The 22,925-nt window shown below is 63.9% G+C and carries 20 protein-coding genes; 14 read left to right on the top strand and 6 right to left on the bottom strand.

Annotated features, from left to right (window positions below; genetic code table 11):
• Positions 1-93: 93 nt before the first annotated feature.
• Positions 94-2,307 carry a mechanosensitive ion channel family protein gene (locus NLY43_RS09755; RefSeq protein ID WP_023710029.1) on the bottom strand — a complete coding sequence of 738 codons (2,214 nt, stop codon included), beginning with the start codon at positions 2,305-2,307 and terminating at the stop codon, positions 94-96.
• Between the two features lie 357 nt (positions 2,308-2,664).
• Here NLY43_RS09755 and NLY43_RS09750 point away from each other — a divergent pair, with 357 nt between their 5' ends.
• The 8 genes from NLY43_RS09750 to NLY43_RS09715 all read left to right on the top strand — a co-directional run bounded on the left by NLY43_RS09750 (position 2,665) and on the right by NLY43_RS09715 (position 13,604).
• A complete protein-coding gene (locus NLY43_RS09750) occupies positions 2,665-3,267 on the top strand; it encodes an ANTAR domain-containing response regulator (protein WP_023686949.1) in 603 nt (200 codons plus the stop codon).
• A 2-nt stretch (positions 3,268-3,269) separates the two neighbouring features.
• A complete protein-coding gene (locus NLY43_RS09745) occupies positions 3,270-4,508 on the top strand; it encodes a CmpA/NrtA family ABC transporter substrate-binding protein (protein WP_031198949.1) in 1,239 nt (412 codons plus the stop codon).
• 343 nt (positions 4,509-4,851) lie between these two features.
• Positions 4,852-6,180: a CmpA/NrtA family ABC transporter substrate-binding protein gene (locus NLY43_RS09740; protein WP_023704740.1), complete on the top strand. Its 1,329-nt coding sequence runs from the start codon at positions 4,852-4,854 to the stop codon at positions 6,178-6,180.
• Between the two features lie 94 nt (positions 6,181-6,274).
• A complete protein-coding gene (gene ntrB, locus NLY43_RS09735; RefSeq protein ID WP_023710027.1) occupies positions 6,275-7,165 on the top strand; it encodes a nitrate ABC transporter permease in 891 nt (296 codons plus the stop codon).
• 10 nt (positions 7,166-7,175) lie between these two features.
• On the top strand, positions 7,176-7,973 hold the full coding sequence (locus NLY43_RS09730; RefSeq protein WP_023682696.1) for an ABC transporter ATP-binding protein: 798 nt from the start codon (positions 7,176-7,178) through the stop codon (positions 7,971-7,973).
• 4 nt (positions 7,974-7,977) lie between these two features.
• Complete coding sequence (gene nirB / locus NLY43_RS09725; protein ID WP_023710026.1) at positions 7,978-10,428, top strand: nitrite reductase large subunit NirB; 2,451 nt, start codon at positions 7,978-7,980, stop codon at positions 10,426-10,428.
• A gap of 5 nt (positions 10,429-10,433) precedes the next feature.
• A complete protein-coding gene (nirD, locus tag NLY43_RS09720; protein WP_023686954.1) occupies positions 10,434-10,763 on the top strand; it encodes a nitrite reductase small subunit NirD in 330 nt (109 codons plus the stop codon).
• Between the two features lie 3 nt (positions 10,764-10,766).
• Positions 10,767-13,604, top strand: a complete 2,838-nt coding sequence (locus tag NLY43_RS09715; RefSeq protein WP_023710025.1) for a nitrate reductase — start codon at positions 10,767-10,769, stop codon at positions 13,602-13,604.
• A gap of 67 nt (positions 13,605-13,671) precedes the next feature.
• On the opposite strand, the gene NLY43_RS09710 is transcribed toward NLY43_RS09715, so the two are convergent.
• The 5 genes from NLY43_RS09710 to NLY43_RS09690 are packed head-to-tail and all read right to left on the bottom strand — an operon-like array spanning position 13,672 to position 18,395.
• Positions 13,672-14,967 (bottom strand): NAD(P)/FAD-dependent oxidoreductase, encoded by a 1,296-nt coding sequence (locus NLY43_RS09710; protein WP_023710024.1) that lies wholly within the window; start codon positions 14,965-14,967, stop codon positions 13,672-13,674.
• A complete protein-coding gene (locus tag NLY43_RS09705; protein ID WP_023710023.1) occupies positions 14,964-15,947 on the bottom strand; it encodes a branched-chain amino acid ABC transporter permease in 984 nt (327 codons plus the stop codon). The genes NLY43_RS09710 and NLY43_RS09705 overlap by 4 nt, the downstream gene beginning before the upstream one ends.
• Entirely contained in the window at positions 15,944-16,852 is a 909-nt protein-coding gene (locus NLY43_RS09700; RefSeq protein ID WP_023710022.1) for a branched-chain amino acid ABC transporter permease, read from the bottom strand. The genes NLY43_RS09705 and NLY43_RS09700 overlap by 4 nt, the downstream gene beginning before the upstream one ends.
• Positions 16,849-17,598: a branched-chain amino acid ABC transporter ATP-binding protein gene (locus NLY43_RS09695; RefSeq protein ID WP_023710021.1), complete on the bottom strand. Its 750-nt coding sequence runs from the start codon at positions 17,596-17,598 to the stop codon at positions 16,849-16,851. The genes NLY43_RS09700 and NLY43_RS09695 overlap by 4 nt, the downstream gene beginning before the upstream one ends.
• The gene (locus NLY43_RS09690) at positions 17,595-18,395 is read right to left on the bottom strand and encodes an ABC transporter ATP-binding protein (protein WP_023710020.1); all 801 of its coding nucleotides are present in this window, start codon (positions 18,393-18,395) and stop codon (positions 17,595-17,597) included. Before NLY43_RS09690 ends, NLY43_RS09695 begins: the two co-directional genes overlap by 4 nt.
• Positions 18,396-18,519: 124 nt before the next feature.
• Between NLY43_RS09690 and NLY43_RS09685 the strand changes: the two genes are divergently transcribed.
• From NLY43_RS09685 to NLY43_RS09660, 6 genes are read left to right on the top strand one after another with little or no spacing between them, the layout of a single operon-like run.
• On the top strand, positions 18,520-19,242 hold the full coding sequence (locus NLY43_RS09685) for a GntR family transcriptional regulator (RefSeq protein WP_023710019.1): 723 nt from the start codon (positions 18,520-18,522) through the stop codon (positions 19,240-19,242).
• Between the two features lies 1 nt (position 19,243).
• Positions 19,244-19,732 (top strand): DUF3830 family protein, encoded by a 489-nt coding sequence (locus NLY43_RS09680; RefSeq protein WP_023667857.1) that lies wholly within the window; start codon positions 19,244-19,246, stop codon positions 19,730-19,732.
• Positions 19,733-20,086: a TIGR04076 family protein gene (locus NLY43_RS09675; RefSeq protein ID WP_023667858.1), complete on the top strand. Its 354-nt coding sequence runs from the start codon at positions 19,733-19,735 to the stop codon at positions 20,084-20,086.
• Complete coding sequence (locus tag NLY43_RS09670) at positions 20,083-21,138, top strand: aldo/keto reductase (protein ID WP_023667859.1); 1,056 nt, start codon at positions 20,083-20,085, stop codon at positions 21,136-21,138. Before NLY43_RS09675 ends, NLY43_RS09670 begins: the two co-directional genes overlap by 4 nt.
• Positions 21,135-21,563: a hypothetical protein gene (locus tag NLY43_RS09665; protein WP_023710018.1), complete on the top strand. Its 429-nt coding sequence runs from the start codon at positions 21,135-21,137 to the stop codon at positions 21,561-21,563. Before NLY43_RS09670 ends, NLY43_RS09665 begins: the two co-directional genes overlap by 4 nt.
• A 36-nt stretch (positions 21,564-21,599) precedes the next feature.
• Complete coding sequence (locus NLY43_RS09660) at positions 21,600-22,859, top strand: ABC transporter substrate-binding protein (RefSeq protein ID WP_023704754.1); 1,260 nt, start codon at positions 21,600-21,602, stop codon at positions 22,857-22,859.
• The last annotated feature ends 66 nt before the right edge of the window (positions 22,860-22,925 follow it).

Raw genomic sequence — 22,925 nt, 5'->3', positions numbered from 1 at the left:
AGGTCGTCGCTATCGGCAGCTCGACTAGCGTGGTGTCGCGGGTCCAGGCTTTGCGCGGAAAGCCGTGTTGCGACCGGCGGGTATCACAGCGTCCTACTCCGTTGTGCCGGCTTTTTTTCTGCGCCGATTGGTGTGCGACTGGGCGACGGCCATTCGTAATTCAGGTGTGACCTCCAAACGCGCATTCTCTGTCCCATGCGGGTCTTGCAGCCCCTGGACGTGGACGGTCGGGAATGGGAGCTCGATGCCCTGCTCCTTGAAGGCCTGGCGGAGGCGCAAAAAGAACCTGCCTTTCATGCTGAAGGCGCCTCCAGGTCTGGTCGTGACCTTGACCCTCAAGACGATGCCGTACTCGCCGAACTCCTGCACCCCCTGCATCTTGATCGGTTCGATCACCCAGTGTTTGAACTCCGGATCTTCCGCCAGTTCCAGGCCAATTCGCTTGATCAGTTTGCGAGCAAAGTCGATATCGGTGTCATAGCCAACGGTGATGTTGAATTTGTCGGTGACCCAGTCACGGCTCTGGTTCTGCACGGCGCCGAGTTCGCCGAAAGGTATCGTGAACAGCGGACCACGATGGTGGCGCAGCTTCACCGAGCGCAGCGAAAAGCTCTCCACCGTACCCCTGTAGCTGCCCGATGAAATGTATTCGCCGACACGGAAAGCATCGTCGAGCAGATAAAACACGCCAGAGATCACGTCCTTGACGATGGTTTGCGCGCCAAAACCCACGGCGACGCCGACGACGCCGGCGCCGGCGATCAGCGGGCCGATCTGGATGCCGATCGAAGCGAGCATCATCAGCACCGCCATCACGATGATCACTGCTAGCAGAATGTTCTGGATGATCGGCAACAGCGTGTGCAGCCGCGCCTGATGCGGATCGAGGGTGAGGATGTCTTCTTCGCTCACCACCGCTTGCGGTATCGCGACGCCCAGCTTTCGTTCGATCAAGGCTTTGATGATCGACCAGCCGAAATCGGCAGCAAGGGCAATGACCACGACGTTGATCAAGCCGCGCAATATGAGCATGGTGGTCGTATCGCTGCCGCGCATGGATTGCATGTCCAGGCCCAGTACGCGTGCGAGAAGGTAAGCCGCCGCGAGGATGAAAATCATCCGGATACCGCGATCGATGACAGCGATCGTCACCGCCGGGATCGTCGGCCGGCCGGCATCTTCCGAACCGGGCCGCAGGACGAAATTAACCCCGCGCTCTGTCAGCACAATTGCCAAAGGCAGGAAGAATGCGGTGAAGGTAAACCAGAAGAATGTGTAGAGGCCGGCAATGCGTTCGAGGAACAGAACGACGAAGTAAGCCGTCAACAACCATGTCACTGCCGTGTGACCGCTGTGGCGCGCGCCGTCTCGCTGCGTTCTTGGCCGACGCCAAATGGCCAGCAGGAAGAGCAACAGCAGGATGAAATCGGCGCCCACCGACAGGACCATCATTCCGTCCTGGTCTATGCCGAGACCCGGCAAGAGGACAAACGCGGCGGCGAAGAAGGCGAAAACGCCGACGATCCGGGGCAGCCAATAAGCCCAATGGTCAGCAGCTCCGTTGGTGATCGGCAGGGCACGAACCTCGATGGCGTGCTCGACCTCCATGAAAGAAGGGACGAGCGTGGCCATCACGTATAGGCGCACAGCCCACGTAAAGACCGCAGCCATCAGAAATGTCAGCACAATCTCGCGGATGAGCGCTGGCCAGTCGAACAGCATGAACGCACCGGCGCTGCCCAGCGCGAACGAGCCGATCATCATGCTGGAATAAAGCGTGCGGCCGCCGATCTTCTTGGCCCGCCCGATGGGCGTATCTCTGGGTTGCGCGATGATCCAAAGACGAAATGGACGGGTGAGCTTGTATATTGCCCAGGTGAGCGCCAGGCCGGCAGCGATAAAGATCGCAATCAGCACCAATATGCTGACGGGGCCCTTGCTGGACATATCGTCCATGGTATTGGCCCGGACGCGCGCGAACTGGTCCGGCAGCGAAGGCAAGGTTCGCACGATCTTTTCGATGTGATGCTTGATCCGATCGAGCGTCGAGGATGCCATAGTATTCATCTGGCCCGGTGCGGCCACGGCGTCGGCCGGCGGAGCGCCAGCCGCAGCAGGCGCTTCCGTTGATCCAGCGGCCGGATTTCGTTGCTCGGCCACCCAGGCCTTCACCGACGGATCATCGAGAAGCTCGAACAGCTGTTTGACCTTGTCGGGCGTGACGGCGGCCGGTGACTGCGCCTGTGCCGGGCCAGCCAGCAGGAGGGCGATGCCAAGGATGAGCGGCCCGGCAATCAGGGCAAACATCGTCGTTAGGCCTCCGGGACGCCGTGCCGGGCGCGCGAGCTTGCTGGCTCCCAATCGTCGTTTCATGAGCAGCATCGTGCGGTAACCTTCCGGTCAGATCGGCGAGCAAGGACAGCTATGTCCGTCGTTGCCCCCACCTTTAACAAGCCGATGTTGCGGTGCAAGTCTCATCGCACCTAGACCGTTGGGTAGGGCACCAGGCGACCGGCAAGGCTGTCATCACCAGCGCCAGCGTTGCGCTGCGTTCCTTGTCCCGACCACCTAGACGGGGTCGTTGTCGGTCGGGGGTTGCTCCGCGGCGGGAGCCTGTGACCATGCCGCATTGCACAATTTTGCGACCTTGCCCACAATGCACGCATGGTCCGCAGCTCACTCGCCGTCCTGGTCATCGACGAAAACCGTATCCGCGCCGCGATCATCGAGGCAGGTTTGCGCGAGGCCGGCCATGAGCGGGTCACCGTCATCCACGATGTGACCGGCATTGCGCGGCGCATCGCCGAGATCGAGCCGGACGTCATCGTCATCGACCTGGAAAACCCGAACCGCGACATGCTGGAAAACATGTTCCAGCTGTCGCGTGCGGTGAAGCGGCCGATCGCCATGTTCGTCGACCGGTCGGACCAGGCATCGATCGAAGCGGCGGTCGATGCCGGCGTTTCGGCCTACGTCGTCGACGGCCTCAGGCAAGAGCGCGTCAAGCCGATCCTGGACATGGCGGTCAGCCGCTTCAACGCTTTCTCGCGCATGGCGCGCGAGCTGGAAGAGGTTCGAGGCGAGCTTGAGAGCCGCAAGGTGATCGACCGTGCCAAGGGCATCCTGATGAAGTCGCGCGGCCTGACCGAAGAGGCCGCCTACACGCTGCTGCGCAAGACGGCGATGAACCAGAACCGCAAGATCGGCGACATTGCCCAGAGCCTGGTGACTGCCGCCGGGCTGCTCGGGCCGCCGGAGGACGAATGAGCATGAGCGCCGAGCACCAGATCACCGCCGGCTTCATGCCGCTCTTCGACAGTGCCGTGCTGGTTGCGGCGGGTGAGCTTGGATTTGCCGCACGCGAGGGCATCGATCTCACACTGCACCGCGAGACCTCCTGGGCCAACATCCGCGACCGCATCGCCATCGGCCATTTCCACCTGGCGCACATGCTGGGGCCGATGCCGCTCGCCTGCAATCTCGGGCTGACGCCGCTTGCTTCCGAGACAATCGTGCCGTTTTCGCTCGGGCTTGGCGGCAATTGCGTCACCATCTCCAACGCCGTCTGGGAAGGCATGGCGGCACACGGCGCCATACCCGATCTCGAGCCCGCGCGCGCGGGCGCAGCCCTTCGTGCCTTCATTCGCGAGCGCGCCGGGGCTGGCGGCGATCCGCTGCGCTTTGCCGTGGTGCACCCGCATTCGGGGCATAATTACGAACTGCGCTACTGGCTTGCCGGGTGCGGCATCGATCCGGAGCGCGAGATCGAGATCGTCATCGTGCCACCGCCCTTCATGGCCGATGCGCTGGTCGCCGGGCGGATCGACGGCTACTGCGTCGGCGAGCCCTGGAACAGCGCGTCGGTCGCCGCCGGCACCGGCCATATCGTCACCGTCAAGGCGATGCTGTGGCGCAACAGTCCGGAGAAGGTGATCGGCGTGCGCAAGGCCTGGTCGCAGGAGAACCCGGTCGCGCTGGCAGCATTGCTGCGCGCGCTGCATCATTCGGCGCGCTGGTGCCAGGATCGGGGCAACCACGCCGAACTGGCTGGTGTGATGGCTCAAGCTGGCTTCCTGGGCCTGCCACCAGCTGTCCAGATGCCGATCCTGACCGGCCATCTTGAACTGGGCGGCGGCGCCGAACTGGATGTCGACGACTTCTTCCTGCCCTTCGACAAGGCGGCGAACTTTCCGTGGAAGAGCCATGCGCTGTGGTTCTATACGCAGATGGTGCGCTGGGGGCATGTCGAGCACACGCCGGAAAACCTTGCTATCGCCCGTGACTGCTACCGTCCGGACCTCTACCGCTCGGCGCTAAAGCCGCTTGGCGTTGCACTTCCCGGCGCCAATGCGAAGGTCGAGGGCGCGCTTAAGGTCGCCACGGCTGTCGGTGCGACCGGGGCAGGCTTGGTGCTTGGGCCGGACGGCTTCTTCGACGGTCAGACCTTCGACCCCGACGAGATCGACGGCTATATAGCGCGCCAGAAAGCGGCTCGCGCGGAAGCCTGATCATTCTCGCGCCATTCTTGTGCATTGCACAAAAAATGTGCGTGCGATTGCTGTAATGAACAATCTTTGACCTGCTTGCGATGTCGCCTCGCGTGCCGGCGTCTGGCGCGTAATGTTGATTTCATTTGGGTTTTTCGTTTCACTCAGAACTGGCACGGATCCTGCTTTGAATTAGCCAGGCCCTTCGCGGGTCACGGAACAGGCGTCCAATGGCGGGCGCCACAGGCAAAGCTGCCGCTCAGGTCAACGACGCGATCCCGGATGTACGGACGCGCGAGGCCTGGACGGCGGCTTTTTTGTTTTGGCCACTCGACGAAGCCCTCGCGTTCAACCGGAGATCACGATGAAAGAAAAAATAGGGAAATGGATCGGGACGGGAACATCGCTCAAGGATGTGACGCGCCGCGATTTTCTTGTCAGCAGCGCCATGACGGCCGGCCTGTTCGTGGCGGCCCGCAAGCTCTTCCCCTCGGGCGCCTATGCCGCCACGACCGCTCCGGAGGTCACCGGCGCCAAGCTCGGCTTCATCGCGCTGACCGACGCGGCGCCGCTGATGATCGCCAAGGAGAAGGGGCTGTTCGCCAAGTTCGGCATGCCCGACGTCGAGGTGCTCAAGCAGGCCTCCTGGGGCGCGACGCGCGACAATCTGATGCTCGGCGGAGAAGCCAACGGCATCGACGGCGCTCACATCCTGACGCCGCTGCCCTATCTCATGCACACCGGCAAGGTGACGCAGAACAACCAGCCGATGCCGATGGCTATCGTGGCGCGGCTCAACTACGACTGCCAGGGCATTTCGGTTGCGCAGGAATACGCCGGCACCGGTGTCGGCCTCGACGCCTCCAAGCTGAAGGACGCCTTCGCCGCCAAGAAGGCGGCAGGCAAGGAAATCAAGGCCGCCATGACGTTCCCGGGCGGCACCCATGATTTGTGGCTCCGTTACTGGCTAGCCGCCGGCGGCATCGATCCCGACAAGGACGTCTCGACCATTGTCGTGCCGCCGCCGCAGATGGTCGCCAACATGAAAGTCGGCAACATGGACGTGTTCTGCGTTGGCGAACCGTGGAACGAACAGCTCGTCCACCAAGGCGTTGGTTTCACCGCCGCTACCACCGGCGAACTGTGGAAGGGTCATCCCGAAAAGGCGCTCGGCCTGCGCGCCGAATTCATCGACAAATACCCGAACGCCACCAAGGCGATCGTGATGGCCGTCATGGAGGCCCAGCAATGGTGCGAGGCCACGGAGAACAAGGACGAGATGGCCGCCATCATCGGCAAGCGGCAATGGATGAACGTGCCTGTCGCCGACATTATCGGCCGCCTCAAGGGCGACATCAACTACGGCAACGGCCGCGTGGCCACCGGCACTGACCTCTATATGAAATTCTGGAAGGGTGGCGTCTCCTATCCCTACAAGAGCCACGACAGCTGGTTCCTCGCCGAAAACATCCGTTGGGGAAAATTCGCGCCGACCACCGACATCAAGACGCTGGTCGATCAGGTCAATCGCGAGGATATCTGGCGCGAGGCGGCGAAGGATCTCGGCGTTGCCGCAGCCGATATTCCGGCCTCGTCGTCGCGCGGCGTCGAGACCTTCTTCGACGGCAAGATTTTCGACCCGGCCAACCCGTCGGCCTATCTCGACAGCCTGAAGATCAAGGCATCGGCTTGACCGGCGCAAACGGCGCGTTGCGCCGTTTGTCGCCCCCAGCGCAACGGCGCTTCGCCGCTTGTCGCCCGCATCGACCCCGGAGTTATACTCAGACATGTCCATCCAAGCCATTGAGGAAACCACGGTGAAGGCGTTCCCCGCGAAGCCTGCCGCGGTCATCGCTTTCACCGCCAAAGCGCGGCGCCGCTTCGACCCGATCGCGATCGCCGGCAGGCTGGCCACCGCCCTGGTGCCGCCGGTCATCGTTATCGCCTTCATGCTGGTCGTGTGGCAGATCGCCTGCTCGTCGCCGACCGCCAGCCTACCGCCGCCCAGCCAGGTGTGGAACGAGGCCTATGACCTGATCGCGCATCCGTTCTTCAACAACGGCCCGCAGGATATCGGCCTTGCGTGGCGGGTGCTGATCTCTCTGCAGCGCGTCGCCATCGGCTTCGGCCTGGCGGCGATCCTCGGCGTCGCGCTCGGCGCCCTGGTCGGCCAGTCGATCTGGGCCATGCGTGGCCTCGATCCGGTGTTCCAGATACTGCGCACCGTGCCGCCGCTGGCCTGGTTGCCGCTGTCGCTGGCTGCTTTCCGCGATTCCAGCCCGTCGGCGCTGTTCGTTATCTTCATCACCTCGATCTGGCCGATCATCATCAACACCGCCGTCGGCGTGCGAAACATTCCGGAAGACTACCGCAACGTCTCACGCATCTTGCGGCTCAACCAGTTCGAATTCTTCGTCAAGATCATGGTTCCGGCCGCCGCACCCTACATCTTCACCGGCCTCAGAATCGGCATCGGCCTGTCCTGGCTCGCCATCGTCGCCGCCGAAATGCTGACCGGCGGTGTCGGCATCGGCTTCTTCATCTGGGACGCCTGGAACTCGTCGCGGCTGCCCGACATCATCGTCGCGCTCGCCTATATCGGCGTCACCGGTTTCTGCCTCGACCGCCTGGTCGCTGCGGTCGGCGCTTTCGTCACCCGCGGCACAACGGCAAAGTGAGGAGAGGGCGATGACGGCCTATCTGAAGCTCGACCATATCGACAAATCCTTTGCCCGCGGCGGTCAGGTCAGCGAGGTGCTCAAGGACATCAGGCTGACCATCGACAAGGGCGAATTCGTCTCCATCATCGGCCATTCCGGCTGTGGCAAGTCGACCTTGCTCAATCTGATCGCCGGGCTGACCAAGGTTTCCGCCGGCGCCGTGCTGCTTGAAAACAAGGAGGTCGACAGCCCCGGACCCGAGCGCGCCGTGGTGTTCCAGAACCACAGCCTGCTGCCATGGCTCACCGTCTACGAAAACATCAGCCTGGCGGTGTCGAAAGTCTTTGGTCGTTCCAAGAGCAGGACCGAACGGCATGACTGGATCATGCGCAATCTTGATCTCGTGCAGATGGCCCATGCCAAGGACAAGCGGCCGGCCGAAATATCGGGCGGCATGAAGCAGCGCGTCGGCATTGCCCGGGCGCTTGCCATGGAGCCGAAGATCCTGTTGCTCGACGAGCCGTTCGGTGCACTCGACGCGCTGACGCGCGCCCATCTTCAGGACGCGGTCATGGACATCCATTCCAGGCTCGGCTCGACGACGATCATGATCACCCACGATGTCGACGAGGCGGTATTGTTGTCCGATCGCATCGTCATGATGACCAACGGTCCGGCGGCTACCATCGGCGAGGTGCTTGCGGTGCCGCTGGCACGGCCGCGTCGCCGCGTCGAACTCTCTTCCGACCGCACCTTTTTGCGCTGCCGCGAAGCGGTGCTGAAGTTCCTCTATGAACGTCATCGCTTCGTCGAAGCCGCGGAGTAACGCCATGACCGAAAAGCTCGTCATCATCGGCAACGGCATGGCCCCTGGGCGCATGCTGGAGCATCTGCTCGAACAGGCGCCGGGCCGCTACACCGTGACCATCTTCAACGCCGAGCCGCGGGTGAATTACGACCGCATCATGCTGTCGCCGGTTCTCTCCGGCGAAAAGGCCTATGAGGAAATCATCATCCACGGCGACGGCTGGTACATCGCCAACAACATCACCCTCTACAAGGGTCACAAGATCGTCGCCATCGACCGGGCGGCCAAGACCGTCACCTCCGACCACGGCGTCACCGAGCCTTACGACAAGCTCGTCATCGCCACCGGATCAGTGCCTTTCATCATTCCGGTGCCCGGTCACGATCTGCCGGGCGTGCTGACCTATCGCGACCTCGACGATGTTCAGGCCATGATGCTTGCCGCCCAGTCGCGCGCCAAGGCCGTGGTCATCGGCGGCGGCCTGCTCGGGCTGGAGGCGGCAGCAGGTTTGAACGCCCAAGGCATGGACGTCACCGTGCTGCATGTCATGCCGACATTGATGGAGCGTCAGCTCGATCCAGCCGCCGGCTATCTCCTGCAGCGCGCGGTGGAACAGCGCGGCATCAAGGTCATCACCAAGGCCAACACCCAGGCGATCACCGGCAACGGCAAGGTCGGGCAGGTGGAGCTTGCCGACGGCACCATCATCCCGGCAACGCTGGTGGTGATGGCGGTCGGCATCCGGCCGAATGCGGCGCTGGCCAAGGAGGCCGGCATAGCCGTCAATCGTGGTATTGTCGTCGATGCCGGCATGCGCAGCAACGACCCCGACGTCTACGCGCTCGGCGAATGCGCCGAGGTCAACGGCCAGGTCTACGGGCTGGTCGCGCCGCTCTACGAGATGGCGCGCGTTGCCGCGAACCAGTTGGCCGGCAACGAGGCAGCGGCCTTCGTCCACATGGACACGCCGACCAAGCTCAAGGTCACCGGCATCGACCTGTTCTCGCTTGGCGACTTCGCCGAAGGCGAGGACCGCCAGGAGATCGTGCTGCGCGATGCCGCCGCCGGCGTCTACAAGCGCCTTGTGCTCAAGGACGACCGCATCATCGGCACCGTGCTTTATGGCGAGACGGCGGATGGGGCCTGGTTCAACGATCTCAAGAAGAAGCAGACCGACATATCGGAGATGCGCGACACGCTCATCTTCGGCCAGTCCTACCAGGGGGGTGCCCCGCTGGACCCTATGGCGGCCGTTGCAGCCTTGCCGGATGATGCGGAAATCTGCGGCTGCAACGGCGTTTGCAAGGGAAAGATCACCGGCGCGATCACGGCCAAGGGCCTGGCTTCGCTCGACGACGTGCGCGCCCACACCAAGGCATCGGCTTCCTGCGGTTCGTGCACCGGGCTGGTCGAGAAGCTGATGGTGCTGACCATCGGCGAGAAATACAACCCGGCCGCCGTGCAACCCATGTGCGGCTGCACCACGCTCGGCCATGACGAGGTGCGCCGGCTGATCATCGCCAAGAGCCTGAAGACCATTCCCGCCGTCATGCAGGAGCTGGAATGGACGACCTCCTGCGGCTGCGCAAAATGTCGGCCGGCGCTCAACTACTACCTCGTCTGCGACTGGCCGAACGATTACGCCGACGACTATCAGTCGCGCTTCATCAACGAACGCGTCCACGCCAACATCCAGAAGGACGGCACCTATTCGGTGGTGCCGCGCATGTGGGGCGGCGTCACCAACGCCGCCGAACTGCGCGCCATCGCCGACGTCGTCGATAAGTTCGAGATACCGATGGTCAAGGTCACCGGCGGCCAGCGCATCGACATGCTGGGCATCCGCAAGGAGGATCTGCCGGCGGTGTGGGCCGATCTCGGCCAGGCCGGCTTCGTCTCAGGCCATGCTTACGCCAAGGGCCTGCGCACGGTGAAGACCTGTGTCGGCTCCGACTGGTGCCGCTTCGGCACGCAGGATTCGACCGGCCTCGGCATTCGCATCGAGAAATTCATGTGGGGCTCGTGGACCCCGGCCAAGGTCAAAATGGCGGTGTCGGGCTGTCCGCGCAACTGCGCCGAGGCGACCTGCAAGGATGTCGGCGTGATCTGTGTCGACAGTGGCTACGAGATCCATTTCGCCGGCGCCGCCGGCCTCGACATCAAGGGCACCGAAGTGCTTGGCCTGGTCAAGACCGAGGACGAGGCGCTGGAGCATATCGTGGCGCTGACGCAGATGTATCGCGAGCAGGGCCGCTATCTCGAGCGCATCTACAAATGGGCCAAGCGCATCGGCATCCCCGAGATCAAGCGCCAGATCATGGACGACGGTGCAAAGCGCAAGGCCTATTACGAGCGCTTCGTCTTCAGCCAGAAATTCGCCCAGGTCGACCCGTGGTCGGAACGCGTCTCCGGCAAGGACAAGCACGAGTTCCGGCCAATGGCTTCTGTCGGGTTTGCGCAGGCGGCGGAGTGATCAAAATGGACTGGATATCGATCGGCTCACTCTCCGACATCCCGCGGCGTGGCGCGCGCTGCGTCGACACACCCGAGGGTAAGATCGCCGTCTTCCGCACGCAGGACGATCAGGTCTACGCCATCGACGATCATTGCCCGCACAGAGGTGGGCCGCTGAGCCAAGGCATCGTCCACGGCACCGCCGTCACCTGTCCCTTGCACAATTGGGTCATCTCGCTGGAGACGGGCAAGGCGCTCGGCGCCGACGAGGGCGCCGTGCGCACCATTCCTGTGCGGATCGAGGGCGAGCTCCTGTTCATTGCGCTGAAAGCGCTGGCCAGCCGCGCGGCCTGAAGCATGGAACTGGGCGAAGCGCGCGAGGTGAGGACCACCTGCCCCTATTGCGGGGTGGGTTGCGGCGTGCTGGCGAAAGTCGCCGCGAACGGTGAAGTCAGCGTCCGCGGCGACCCCGACCATCCAGCGAACTTCGGCCGGCTCTGCTCCAAGGGCTCGGCCCTGGCCGAAACCATCGACCTCGACGGCAGGCTGCTCTACCCCGAAGTCCACGGTCGCCGTGCCGGCTGGGACGAGGCGCTCGACCGCGTCGCTTCGACCTTTTCGCAAACCATCGCCGAGCACGGTCCTGACTCCGTCGCCTTCTATGTCTCCGGCCAGTTGCTGACCGAAGACTACTATGTCGCCAACAAGCTGATGAAGGGCTTCATCGGCTCGGCCAACATCGACACCAATTCGCGGCTATGCATGGCCTCCTCGGTTGCCGGCCACCGCCGCGCCTTCGGCTCCGACACCGTGCCCGGCACCTACGAGGATCTCGAGCTCGCCGACCTGATCGTGCTGGTCGGCTCCAATCTCGCCTGGTGCCATCCCGTGCTCTTCCAGCGCATCGCGGCGGCCCGGGAAAAACGACCGGAGATGAAGGTCGTGCTGGTCGACCCGCGCCGCACCATGACCGCTGATATCGCCGACATTCACCTGGCGATCGCGCCGGATGGCGACGTTGCTTTGTTCACCGGCCTGCTCGCCTGGCTCGGCCGGCACAACGCACTCGACCGTGGCTATGTGACCGCACACACGACCGGCTTCGGCCAAGCTCTCTTCGCCGCATCGGCGCTCGACCTTGCCGGCATCGCCGCCGCCACCGGCCTGAGCGAGGACGAGCTCACCCGCTTCTACAACCTGTTCGCCGCGACTGCGAAAACCGTCACGGTCTACAGCCAGGGAGTGAACCAGTCGTCTTCGGGCACTGACAAGGTCAACGCCATCATCAACTGCCATCTCGCCACCGGCCGCATCGGCAAACCTGGGGCAGGGCCGTTTTCAGTGACCGGCCAGCCCAACGCCATGGGCGGCCGCGAGGTCGGCGGCATGGCCAATATGCTGGCCGCCCATATGGAGATCGAAAACCCCGAGCACCGCGACCGCGTGCAGCGTTTCTGGAATGCGCCGGCCGTCGCCCAAAAGCCCGGTCTGAAGGCGGTCGAGATGTTTCAGGCGGTGGCCGACGGGCGCATCAAGGCGCTGTGGATCATGGCCACCAACCCGGTCGATTCGATGCCGGATGCCGATGCCGTCGAGGCAGCGATCAAGGCCTGCCCGTTTGTCGCGGTTTCGGATGTGCTGGCGAGCACGGACACCGTGCGCCACGGCCATGTGCGGCTGCCCGCCGCCGCATGGGGCGAGAAGGACGGCACCGTGACCAATTCAGAGCGCCGCATCTCGCGCCAGCGCAGCTTTCTTGCGGTGCCTGGTGAGGCGCGGCCGGATTGGTTGATCGTCGCCGAGGTGGGCAAGCGGATGGGGTTTGACGAGGCGTTTTCCTATTCGTCGCCAGCGGAAATCTTCGCCGAACACGCCGCGCTGTCGGGGTTCGAGAATGACGGCGCACGGGATTTCGATATTGGTGGTTATGCTGGTGTTGATAAGGAGGCCTATGCAGCGCTTGAGCCTTTCCAATGGCCGGCGCCGAGCCCAGCCACCCCCCTCTGGCCTGCCGGCCATCTCCCCCGCAAGGGGGGAGATCAGCCGTCGCCTCGGCCTTCGCCAATTACCAACGATGCAGAAGATATGCCGGCGTCAAAGCTGCCAATCTCCCCCCTTGCGGGGGAGATGTCCGGCAGGACAGAGGGGGGTGTTCAAGCGGGACTTGACCCTTCCAGCACCCGCTTCTTCGCCAACGGCAATTTCTACAATCCCGACCGCAAGGCGCGCTTCATCGCCATTCGTCCCATCGTCGAGACACGCACCAGCCCGGACTATCCGCTGATCCTCAACACCGGCCGTGTTCGCGACCATTGGCACACGATGACCCGCACTGGGAAAAGCCCACGTCTCTCCCAGCACATGGCCGAGCCCTTCGTCGAGATCCACCCGGCGGATGCCACGCATCACGGCATTGGCGACGCCGACATCGTGCGCGTCTCCAGCCTGCGCGGGGATGTGCTGGTGCGCGCGCTGGTGACGGCACGCCAGCGCCGGGGGAGCGTGTTTGCGCCGATGCACTGGACCGATCAGTTTTCGGCAAAGGGCCGCCTCGACACGCTGACCGCGCCTCTGACCGATCCGGTTTCCGGCCAACCTGCGCTGAAACATGTCGGCGCCCGTATCGAGAAATTCGCCGCGAGAGCCTTCGGCTTCGCTGTGGTGCGCCGCAAGCCGGTGGCGCTCGCAGCAGATTACTGGGCCGTGGCCAAATGCAAGGGCGGCTGGCGGGTGGAGCTTGCCTTTGCCGGCGATGACATCGACTGGGCTGGTTTTGCTGGTTCGCTTTTCGATGTTCCCGTAGCCGACATGCTCGCCTATCACGACCGCGATACCGGCCAGCATCGCATTGCTGCCTTTGACGACCAGCACCTCGCCGGGGCTTTGTTTATCGCGTCGGGACCGGTGGCGGTTTCGCGGGGTTGGGCGGCACAGCAACTCCAGGAGGTTCACACCAGCCAGCGCGAACGCTTCAGGATCGTCGCCGGTCGCGCCGGCGCTGATCGGCCCGATGCGGGCGCGACCGTCTGCTCCTGTTTCAGCGTCGGGGTCAACCAGATCGTGGCGGCAGTGGCGGCCGGGTGCACGACAGTCGAAGCCGTAGGCGGCGCCCTGAAGGCCGGCACAAATTGCGGCTCCTGCCGGTCCGAGATCCGGGCGGTCATCCAGGCCAATCGGGTTCAGGCTGCGGAGTAGGTGCGGCTGGATCTGACGATATCCTCTTGGGCCACCATGGTCATCGATTGCGGAAGGTGGTGGCTGTCTAATCCAGCCGGTCGCGCAGGATGCTCCAGGGGAGCAGCATATTCGGTGCATAGCGCACGAGCTTGTGCAGCGGGATCGGCGCTGGCGGCGCGAAGGGGAGCGGCAGATCGCGGGCGTCCGTTCCGCTCGCCCAGTTGGCCAGCACCTTGCCCATTGCCGTGGTCATGGCGATGCCGCGGCCGTTGCAGGCGAAGCCTGCGATCAGGCCTGGGCCGAGGTCGATGAGACGCGGCAGGAAATCCGGCCCCACCGCCGCCACGCCTGTCCAGCTGTAGGCAAGCGGCGGCAGGTCAGGCAAATCGAGATGCCTGGCGAGCCGTCGCCAGATTGTTTGCGGCACCCGCGTCTCGGCGCCGGCTCCGACGACATGCATGCCGCCGCTGATCAGCCGGTTCTGGCCATCGCAGCGGCACGTGAACAGGTTGCGCCTGGTGTCGCCAACGCCCTGGCCGCCGGGCATCAGGCGCGCGCGTATGGCGCGCGACAGCGGCGCAGTGGCGATCTGGAAGACTTTCAGCGGGATATACGTCCGTGCCAGTGTCGGGTTCAGCTCTCCACCATAGGCGTTGGTGGCGACCAAGACCTTGCCCGCTCGCACAGTGCCGGACGCAGTCTTCAAGGCCCAGCCATCCGGCGTGCGGTCGATGGAAGTGACACGCGTCTGCTCGAAGATGCGTGCGCCAACCTTTTCCGCGGCGTCGGCCAGGCCGCGCGCATACTCGACCGGATTGAGGACGCCGCCCGAGTTGTCCATCCAACCGCCGGCGTAGCCGCCGATACCGGTGAGCGTCGTGACCGCCTTGGCATCGAGCGTTACGGTCGGCCTGCCCCGCGCCGCCCATTGCTCGGCGCGCGATCGCGTCTTTTCCAGCGCGGCGGACGAATGCGCCGGCTGGATCCAACCGTTCTGCACAGCGTCGCATTCGATGCCATGCCGCTTGATCAGGCCGAAGACGAGGTCAGCGCTTCCCGCGGCGAAATCGATCAGCCTCCCGCCGCGCTCGGGTCCGAGTTCGGCGATGATGTCGTCTGGATCCCGCTTGGCGAAGTTCGGAACGACGAAGCCGGCATTCCGGCCGGTCGCACCCCAAGCGATGAATTCGGCTTCGAGGACCGCGACCGAAAGCCCTTTCTCAGAGGCATGCAATGCCGTCGACAGGCCGGAAAAGCCGCCGCCCACAATCGCGAGATCGACGTCGAGTCCGCCTTGCAGCGCGCCCCGGTCGCGGCGGTTGCGGCTGACGGCATGCCAGAGCGAAACGCCATACGCTTGCTGCCGGATCATGGCATTCATGATCCGGCCTCGTTCTCGTTGGCCGCCGCCTTTGTCTGTGTGCCGGGCTTCGGTCGGCGCGGCCGGTCGCCGAACAATCCGTTAGGCCGCATCAGCAGGATGACGCAGAGCATGACGCCGATGGCGACGATCTGCAGTGAGGCCGCGCGTGCTTGCTGCTCGGGCGCAAACAGCACGCTGGTCAGCGTGCCCGACCCCGCCCATATCGCCCAGACCAGGATGCTGCCGGCAACGGCGCCGGCATTGCTGCCCGAGCCGCCGACGATCAGCATCACCCAGACCTGGAAGGTCAGGATCGGCAGATAGTTATCGGGCGCGATGAAGCCGGTGAAATGCGCCTGCAAAGCGCCGGCCAGCGCCATGATAGCGCCGCCGACGGCGAAGGCCTGGACGCGGTAGAAGCGCGCGCTCTTGCCCAGCGAAATCGCCGCTCGCTCGTCCTCGCGCAGCGCCTTGAGCACGCGGCCCCAGGGGCTGCGCGACAGGTGCTCCAGAGCGAGATAGGCGATCAGCGTCACAGCCGAAACGACGGCGAGGTTCGACAGGTTGAACAGCAGCGGCGTTTCGGCAAGGCCGCCGAACGGGCGCGGGATGAAACCGATGCCGAACGGGCCGCCGGTGAGTTTCTGCGCGTTGAGCGCGACCAGCTGCACGACGACGGCGACGCCGAAGGTGGTGATCGCCAGGTAGTCGGATCGCAGACGCAGCGTGGCCATGCCGGTAAGTGCTGCGGCGATACCGCCGACGACCATGGCGCCCGCCCAGCCGAGCAGGATCGGCAGACCGAAGCCGCCGAAGCGCGCGGCATCGTCCGGGGTCGTCAGCAGCGCCGATGTATAGGCGCCGATGGCGACGAATCCGGCAAGGCCGACATTGAAAAGGCCAGTCAGCCCCCACTGCAGATTGAGCCCCAGTGTGACCAGCGAAAAGATCAGTGCGGTGGTCAGGAAGAAGGCGCCGTAGCCGAGCAGGTCCATCAGCGTTCCCTCACACCAAACAGGCCGATCGGCCGAACGAACAGCACCGCCATCAGGATGATGAAGGAGATTGCGGCGCGCCATTCGGCGCCGATCAGCTGCACCGCACCGGCTTCGGCAAGACCGATGATCAAGCCGCCGAGCACAGCGCCCGGAATGCTGCCGATGCCGCCGAGGATGGCTGCTGCAAACATCGGCAGCAGCATGTCGAAGCCCATGAACGGGCGGATCTGCACCAGAATGCCGATCATCACGCCGGCCACGCAGGCCAGCGCCCCGCCGATGATCCAGGTGACGCGCACCACGGAGGCAACATCGATGCCGACGATGCGGGCCAGGGCCGCATTTTGGCTCAGCGCCTGCATGGAGCGGCCGGTCTGCGTGCGTGTCATCAACAGATGCACGCCGAGCACCAGCACTGCGGTCAGCAGCAGCAGCGCGATCTGATCGGGCGTGATGCGGATGCCGAAGCCGACCGGCATGGCGATCTGGATCGCCCGGCTGAAATAGGTCGGGCGTGAGCTGAAGGTGAATTCGAGCAGGCTGCGCAGCGCCATCGAGGCGCCGAAGCTCGCCATCACCACGATGATGGCTTGCCCCTGCGAGCGCAGCCGCGAAAACAGCACCTTGTCGAGCAACAGCGCCAGCAGGGCGGTGAAAGCCATGCCGACAACCAGCGCAACCAGCAGCGGCCAGCCGAAGGACAGCGGACCAATGGGCGCCACCTTGCCGAACATCGCGCCGATGGCGCTGACGACGGCGAGCGTCGCATAGGTGCCCCAGGCCATGAAGTCGCCATGGGCGAAGTTCGAGAAGCGCAGGATCGAGTAGGTCAGCGTCACGCCGATGGCGCCAAGGCCGATCATCGAGCCGGTCAGCAGCCCATCGACGACAAATTGCAGGCTCATGCCGCGCCTCCCTTGCCGACGGGGGACGGGCGTTGGCCGAGATAGAGTTCGGCGACGACAGGATCGTTCCACAATTCGGATGCCACACCCTCGTGCCGGTCCCTGCCTTCGACCAGCACATAGGCGCGGTCGCCGATGGCAAGCGCTGCCTTGGCGTTCTGTTCGACCAGCAGGATGGTGACGCCGGACCTGCGGATGCCGGCCAGCATCTCGAACACCGTCGATACGAATTTCGGCGAAAGGCCGGCCGACGGTTCGTCGAGTACCAGCACCTTGGGATGGACGATCAGGGCGCGCGCGACGGCAAGCATCTGCCGCTGTCCGCCCGACAGATTGCCGGCGGCGGTGCGGCGCTGGCGGACGAGGTCGGGGAAGGCCGTGTACATTTCCTCGATGCGGGCAGGGATTTCGCGTCGCTCGAGGATGCCGCAGGCGACTTTCAGATTGTCCTCGACCGACATCAGCGGGAAGATGTTCTCCGTCTGCGGTACGAAGGCCAGGCCGAGCCTAACCATGGTGTGGGCGGGAGCAGCAGTTATGTCCTTGCCGTCCAGGAACACCGCGCCGCCGGTGATCGGGACAAGGCCGGCGATCGCCTTGATGAAGCTCGACTTGCCGGCGCCGTTGGGACCGAGCACGACGACGATCTCGCCCTTGCCGACGGTGATCGAGGCGCCGCGCACGATCGGCACGCCGGGCTCGTAGCCGGCTTCGAGGTTGCGCACGTCGAGGACCGTCTCACTCATGCTGGGCCTCCGAGATAGGCCTCGATGACGCGCGGGTCGCGGGCGACCTCTTCCGCAGTGCCTTCGCTGAGCAACTGGCCGCTCGCCATGACCAGCACGCGGTGGCAGAGCCGCGTCACCATGTCGATATTGTGCTCGATCAGCAGAAAGGTGATGCCGCGCGCGTTGATGTCGCGGATGCGGTCGATGATGATCTCGAGCAGCGTTGCGTTGACGCCGGCCGCCGGCTCGTCGAGCAGGATGATCGCCGGATCGGCCATCATGACGCGGGCGAGTTCGAGCAGCTTGCGTTGACCGCCGGAAAGCACGCGTGCCGGTTCGTGCGCCAGCCGAGCGAGCGAGACGAGCTCGAGCAGCTCGAGTGCCTTTGCCCTGGCTGCTCTTTCCTGTGCCGCCACTCGCCACGGCGTGACGAAGTTGGCGAGCAATTTTTCGCCGGCTTGGCCCTGCGCCGCCAGCATGATGTTTTCGATCAGCGTCAGATTGGGCAGGGGGCGCGGGATCTGGAAGGTGCGGCCAAGACCACGGCCGATACGCAGATGAGCGGCTTCGCCGGAGACGCGCGTGCCATTGAGCAGGATATCGCCGCTGGTTGGCAATATGCTGCCCGCCAACAGATCGAACATCGTCGTCTTGCCGGCGCCATTGGGTCCGATCAGGCCGAGGATTTCGCCCGCTTTGACATCAAACGAGACATTGTCGACGGCGACAAGGCCGCCAAAACGCCTGACGACGTTTCGTGCCGTCAGAACTGGCGCACGGGTCTCCTGCCGTTGGCGCTCCGCTGCATCGCTCATCAAACCCTCTGGCCGAAGACGATCGTTGTCGCCTCCTGATTTTTGATTTGTGATCACACTTGCGTTGATCACGCTATTCGGCTTTAATTTCATTCGCAAGCCGAAAACGGGGCAAATGCCGGTAATGCAGAAGGCTGCCATCGACAAGAACAACGGGACGATCGCAGCCCAGCTTACGCCGGTCGGCCGCGAGACGGTGCAGGATCGCGTCTATTCCGAGTTGCGCCGTGCTCTGATCGGTGGCCTTTTCGAGCCGAACCAGGTGCTGACTATCCGCGGTCTCGCCGATGCGCTGGTCACCTCGACCATGCCGGTACGCGAAGCGCTTGGACGGCTGATCACGGAAAAGGCGCTGGAGGCGCTGCCCAACCGCTCGGTGCGCGTGCCGCCGATCACGCTGGAGCGCATCGACGACCTCCTGCGCGCCCGCTCACTCATCGAAGGCGAAGCGATCGCGCTTGCCGCCACGCGTATGAGCCCGCGCCAGATCGCATCGATCGAAGCCATGCTGGGCGAGTGGGACGAGATGCGGGCCCTGAAGCACAAGAAGGATATCGATCGCGAAGCGACGCTCAACCAGAGCTTCCATTTTGAGATCTACCGCTGCTGCGGCTCGGCTGTGCTGATCCCGATGATCGAAAGCCTCTGGCTTCAATCGGGTCCCTGCATCCGCGTCGCCATCTATGCCTTCTCCGAGGCAGGCGAGGTTGATACCGCCCACTATCATCGTCGAATTGTCGCGGCACTTGCCAAACAGGATGCGCAAGCGGCGCGCGAGGCGCTGGTAGCCGACATCAGCCGCCCCTTCGCCTTCCTGCGCGACAAACTTCAATCGGCGAAGGACTGACATGCCCAAGCCCGCCATCGGCATCACAGAACCACGCTCGAAGCTTTCCGTGACGGCGCTGCTATTGCCCGAAAAGGCGCCGGAGAATGCCGCCTTCCTGCTGGCGTATCTGGCGCAGCCACGCATCATCCCAGGCATCCATGCGATGTGGACAGGACCGGAAATCTCGTGCCCGGTTCCGTCAGCCGATCTCCACGGCCAGGCCTATGCCCAGTCTTTGCCACCGGAGAATGCAACGCTGACGCCGCAGCCCGGCGATATCGTGCTGTCCTATGTGCCGCCACGCGTGTGGGGCGGCAATCCCAATGCCATCTTCGATATCGGCCTGTACTACGGGCAGGGGGCGCGGCTGCTGTTCCCGATCGGCTGGCTGGCCGGCAGCGTGGTCGCGCAAGTGCTTGCCGGAGAGCGCGATCAGTTTGCCGCCGCCTGCGGCGTCATCCGCCGCAACGGCGCCTGTGACATCACCTTCAGCCTGGTGGAGGCCTGAATGGCCGACGACAGTTTCGAACTCTTCGATCTGCGCGTCGAAGCGGTCATCCCCGAGGGCAAGCCGGTCTATTGCGGCGCCAGGGCCGGCGACTATTTCGAACTCAAGGGCGAAATGCTCTCGCTGCCGGCAGGGCAGGGTTTTTCGATCTATTCGATCTCGGCCGTGTTGCCGCTCCTGGCGGCAAAGCAGCGCCCGACGCATGCAAATGACTGGATGACCTCGGATGCCGAGATCGCCTGTCCCGATCCCAATTGCGCCAGCCGGCTCCGCATCGTCAGGCTTGCCAAGCGGCGGTTCAGCCATGCCGAAACCACGGCCGTGCCGCTGCCGAAGGAGACCGACAAGGGATGACCGCCAGGACCATCGAACTCAGCCCCGGCTATGGGATCTCGCGAGTCATCCGCGGTGGCTGGCAGCTGGCCGGCGGGCATGGCGCCGTCGACCGCAGCCAGGCGGTGACCGACCTCATCGCCACTTTCGATGCCGGCATCTGGACCTATGACTGCGCCGACATCTACACCGGCGTCGAGGAACTGATCGGCGCCGCGCGCCTGCGGCTGGCCGGCGAGCGCGGTCTCGATGTCGCGGCCAGGATGAAGGTGCACACCAAGCTGGTGCCGGACCTCGAACGACTGGCAGGCATCAGCCGCGACTACATCAGGGGCATCGTCGATCAGTCGCTTCGCAGGCTCAAGACCGAGCGGATCGACCTCGTGCAGTTTCACTGGTGGGATTATGACCAGCCTCGTTACGTCGAGGCGATGGGTTGGCTCGACGAGCTTCGGCTGGAAGGCAAGGTGCGCAATCTCGGCACCACCAATTTCGATACGCCGAGGCTAGCCGAAATCCTCTCCGCGGGCATCCCGCTGGTCAGCCAGCAACTGCAATATTCAGTGCTCGACCAGCGGCCGGCAAACAGCCTTGCGGGCCTTGCCGCTAAGAACGGTGTCCGCTTCCTCTGCTACGGCTCGGTGGCGGGCGGCTTCCTCAGCGACAAATGGCTTGGCGTGGCCGAGCCCTCCACGCCGCTCGAAAACCGCTCGCTGGTCAAATACAAGCTGATCATCGACGACTTCGGCGGCTGGGAGCTGTTCCAGTCCCTGCTCAAGGCGCTGAAAGCGGTCGGCGATCGCCACGGCGTCGACATTGCCACCATCGCCTCGGCATGGGTGCTCGAGCAGCCGCAGGTCGCGGCCGTCATTGTGGGTGCGCGCAACCAGGCACATGCGCTGGCCAATACGAAAATCATGGACGTCGCGCTCGACGCCGACGATCGCGCGCGGATTGCTGCCGCCATCGCACAAGGCACCGGCCTCGCGGGCGATGTCTACGCGCTGGAGCGCGACCGTCATGGCCGCCACGGCTCGATCATGCATTACAACCTCAATGCGGGGAAGAAATGAGCGGAGAGCCTTCCCTTTTTTCGCGTGCCAGCGCTGAAATCATCGACCTGCATCGCTTCTTCGTCGACTGGTTTGTCGCCGCGCGAGCCGACGCTGTGGAGTTCGGCCGCTTCGAGGCTGTCATGGGCGAAGGCCTCACCATGGTGGCGCCGAATGGCCAGATCCTCGATCGCGACGCGGTCGTAGATCATGTCCGGACAAGCCGCGCCACTTGCGACGACGGTTTTGCCAATTCGATCGAGGACATCAGGCCGGGTTGGCAGGACGCGGACACGATCGTCATCTTCTACATCGAGGCGCAACTGCGCGCCGGCAAACACAGTCGCCGGCAGTCCAGTGCGGTCTTCACCACCAGTTCATCGGCACCAAACGGCGTCGAATGGCGGCATCTGCATGAGACCTGGCTGCAGGCGCCGGAAGGCTGAACAGGCAAAAGTTCAAACAAGAAAAGGGGAACGGCAATGAAGAAGACGATACTTCAAATCACCACAGCACTGGCTCTCGTGACGATGGCCGGCGCCGCACACGCAGCGGACTGCAAGATCACCGTCGGCCTGGTCATGGAGCTCACCGGTCCGGCCGGCGAATACGGCCAGGCCGGCGCGAAGTCCGTCGAAATGGCCTTCCGCGACATCAATGAAGCCGGTGGCGTACGCGGCTGCGATCTCGCAACCGACACGCGCGACAGCCAGAGCCAGGGCAATATCGCGGTCGATGCCGCGACCCAGCTGGTACAGGTCAAGAAGGTGCCGGTGATCATCGGCGGCATCATCTCCTCGGTGTCGATCCCGATTTTGACCTCGGTCACCGGGCCGGCCAAGATCGTGCAGGTGTCGCCGGCTTCGTCCTCGCCGACGCTGACCGCCCTTGGCCGCGACGGCAAGACCAACGGCATCTTCTTCCGCACCATCACGTCGGATGCGCTGCAAGGCGTGGCCGCCGCCAAATACGCCATCGACAAGGGCTTCAAGAAACTGTCGATCATCCATGTCAACAACGACTTCGGCGTCAACATGGTGGCCGAATTCTCGCGTGCCTACAAAGCGCTCGGCGGCACCATCGTCTCCGACACGCCCTATAATGAAAAGCAGTCGAGCTATGCTTCGGAAGTGACGGCGGCGATGGGAGGCGAGCCGGACGGACTCTACCTCGTCAGCACGCCGGTCGACGGCGCAACGGTCGCCCGCACCTGGATATCGCAGGGCGGCGTGCAGAAATTCCTGCTCAATGACGGCATGAACAGCCCGGACTTCATCGAATCCGTCGGCGCCGATTATCTGAAGGATGCCTATGGTACCTCTTCCGGCACCAGCCCGACGGCATCCACCGACTATTTCCTGAAAAACTACAAGGAGTTTTCGGGTATCGAGCCGTCGAACCCGGCAGCCGACCGTTCCTATGATGCCGGCGCCATTGTCGGCCTCGCCATTGCCATTGCCGGCTCCGAGGATCCAGCCAAGATCAAGGATGCCATGTACAAGGCGGTCGATCCTGCCGGCACACCGATCTTTGCAGGCAAGGACGAATTCGCCAAGGCGCTCGGCCTGATCAAGGATGGCAAGCCGATCCGCTATGAAGGCGTCATCGGTCCGGTCAGCTTCGACAAATATGGCGACATCACCGGTCCGTTCCGGCTGTGGAAGATCGTCGACGGCAAGGTGACGACCGACGGTGAAATGACAACCGACGACGTCAACGCGCTGCAGGCGAAATTGCAGTAGGCGCTGGTACATTGTCCGGCGCGATCTCCGTTCGATCTCTGGGAGATTGACGCCGGACAAGCAGTC

It is taken from the genome of Mesorhizobium sp. C416B (genome assembly GCF_030323165.1).
Lineage (GTDB): Bacteria > Pseudomonadota > Alphaproteobacteria > Rhizobiales > Rhizobiaceae > Mesorhizobium.
Note: the sequence above shows the minus strand (reverse complement) of the source record. Positions and strands in the feature narration are given on the sequence as shown.

Bases quoted from the DNA above. Each gene is read 5' to 3' on its own strand.
- NLY43_RS09755 (WP_023710029.1), bottom strand. From the start codon at position 2,307: ATGTTTGCCCTGATTGCCGGGCCGCTCATCCTTGGCATCGCCCTCCTG.
- NLY43_RS09750 (WP_023686949.1), top strand. From the start codon at position 2,665: ATGGTCCGCAGCTCACTCGCCGTCCTGGTCATCGACGAAAACCGTATC.
- NLY43_RS09745 (WP_031198949.1), top strand. From the start codon at position 3,270: ATGAGCGCCGAGCACCAGATCACCGCCGGCTTCATGCCGCTCTTCGAC.
- NLY43_RS09740 (WP_023704740.1), top strand. From the start codon at position 4,852: ATGAAAGAAAAAATAGGGAAATGGATCGGGACGGGAACATCGCTCAAG.
- ntrB (WP_023710027.1), top strand. From the start codon at position 6,275: ATGTCCATCCAAGCCATTGAGGAAACCACGGTGAAGGCGTTCCCCGCG.
- NLY43_RS09730 (WP_023682696.1), top strand. From the start codon at position 7,176: ATGACGGCCTATCTGAAGCTCGACCATATCGACAAATCCTTTGCCCGC.
- nirB (WP_023710026.1), top strand. From the start codon at position 7,978: ATGACCGAAAAGCTCGTCATCATCGGCAACGGCATGGCCCCTGGGCGC.
- nirD (WP_023686954.1), top strand. From the start codon at position 10,434: ATGGACTGGATATCGATCGGCTCACTCTCCGACATCCCGCGGCGTGGC.
- NLY43_RS09715 (WP_023710025.1), top strand. From the start codon at position 10,767: ATGGAACTGGGCGAAGCGCGCGAGGTGAGGACCACCTGCCCCTATTGC.
- NLY43_RS09710 (WP_023710024.1), bottom strand. From the start codon at position 14,967: ATGAATGCCATGATCCGGCAGCAAGCGTATGGCGTTTCGCTCTGGCAT.
- NLY43_RS09700 (WP_023710022.1), bottom strand. From the start codon at position 16,852: ATGAGCCTGCAATTTGTCGTCGATGGGCTGCTGACCGGCTCGATGATC.
- NLY43_RS09695 (WP_023710021.1), bottom strand. From the start codon at position 17,598: ATGAGTGAGACGGTCCTCGACGTGCGCAACCTCGAAGCCGGCTACGAG.
- NLY43_RS09690 (WP_023710020.1), bottom strand. From the start codon at position 18,395: ATGAGCGATGCAGCGGAGCGCCAACGGCAGGAGACCCGTGCGCCAGTT.
- NLY43_RS09685 (WP_023710019.1), top strand. From the start codon at position 18,520: ATGCAGAAGGCTGCCATCGACAAGAACAACGGGACGATCGCAGCCCAG.
- NLY43_RS09680 (WP_023667857.1), top strand. From the start codon at position 19,244: ATGCCCAAGCCCGCCATCGGCATCACAGAACCACGCTCGAAGCTTTCC.
- NLY43_RS09675 (WP_023667858.1), top strand. From the start codon at position 19,733: ATGGCCGACGACAGTTTCGAACTCTTCGATCTGCGCGTCGAAGCGGTC.
- NLY43_RS09670 (WP_023667859.1), top strand. From the start codon at position 20,083: ATGACCGCCAGGACCATCGAACTCAGCCCCGGCTATGGGATCTCGCGA.
- NLY43_RS09665 (WP_023710018.1), top strand. From the start codon at position 21,135: ATGAGCGGAGAGCCTTCCCTTTTTTCGCGTGCCAGCGCTGAAATCATC.
- NLY43_RS09660 (WP_023704754.1), top strand. From the start codon at position 21,600: ATGAAGAAGACGATACTTCAAATCACCACAGCACTGGCTCTCGTGACG.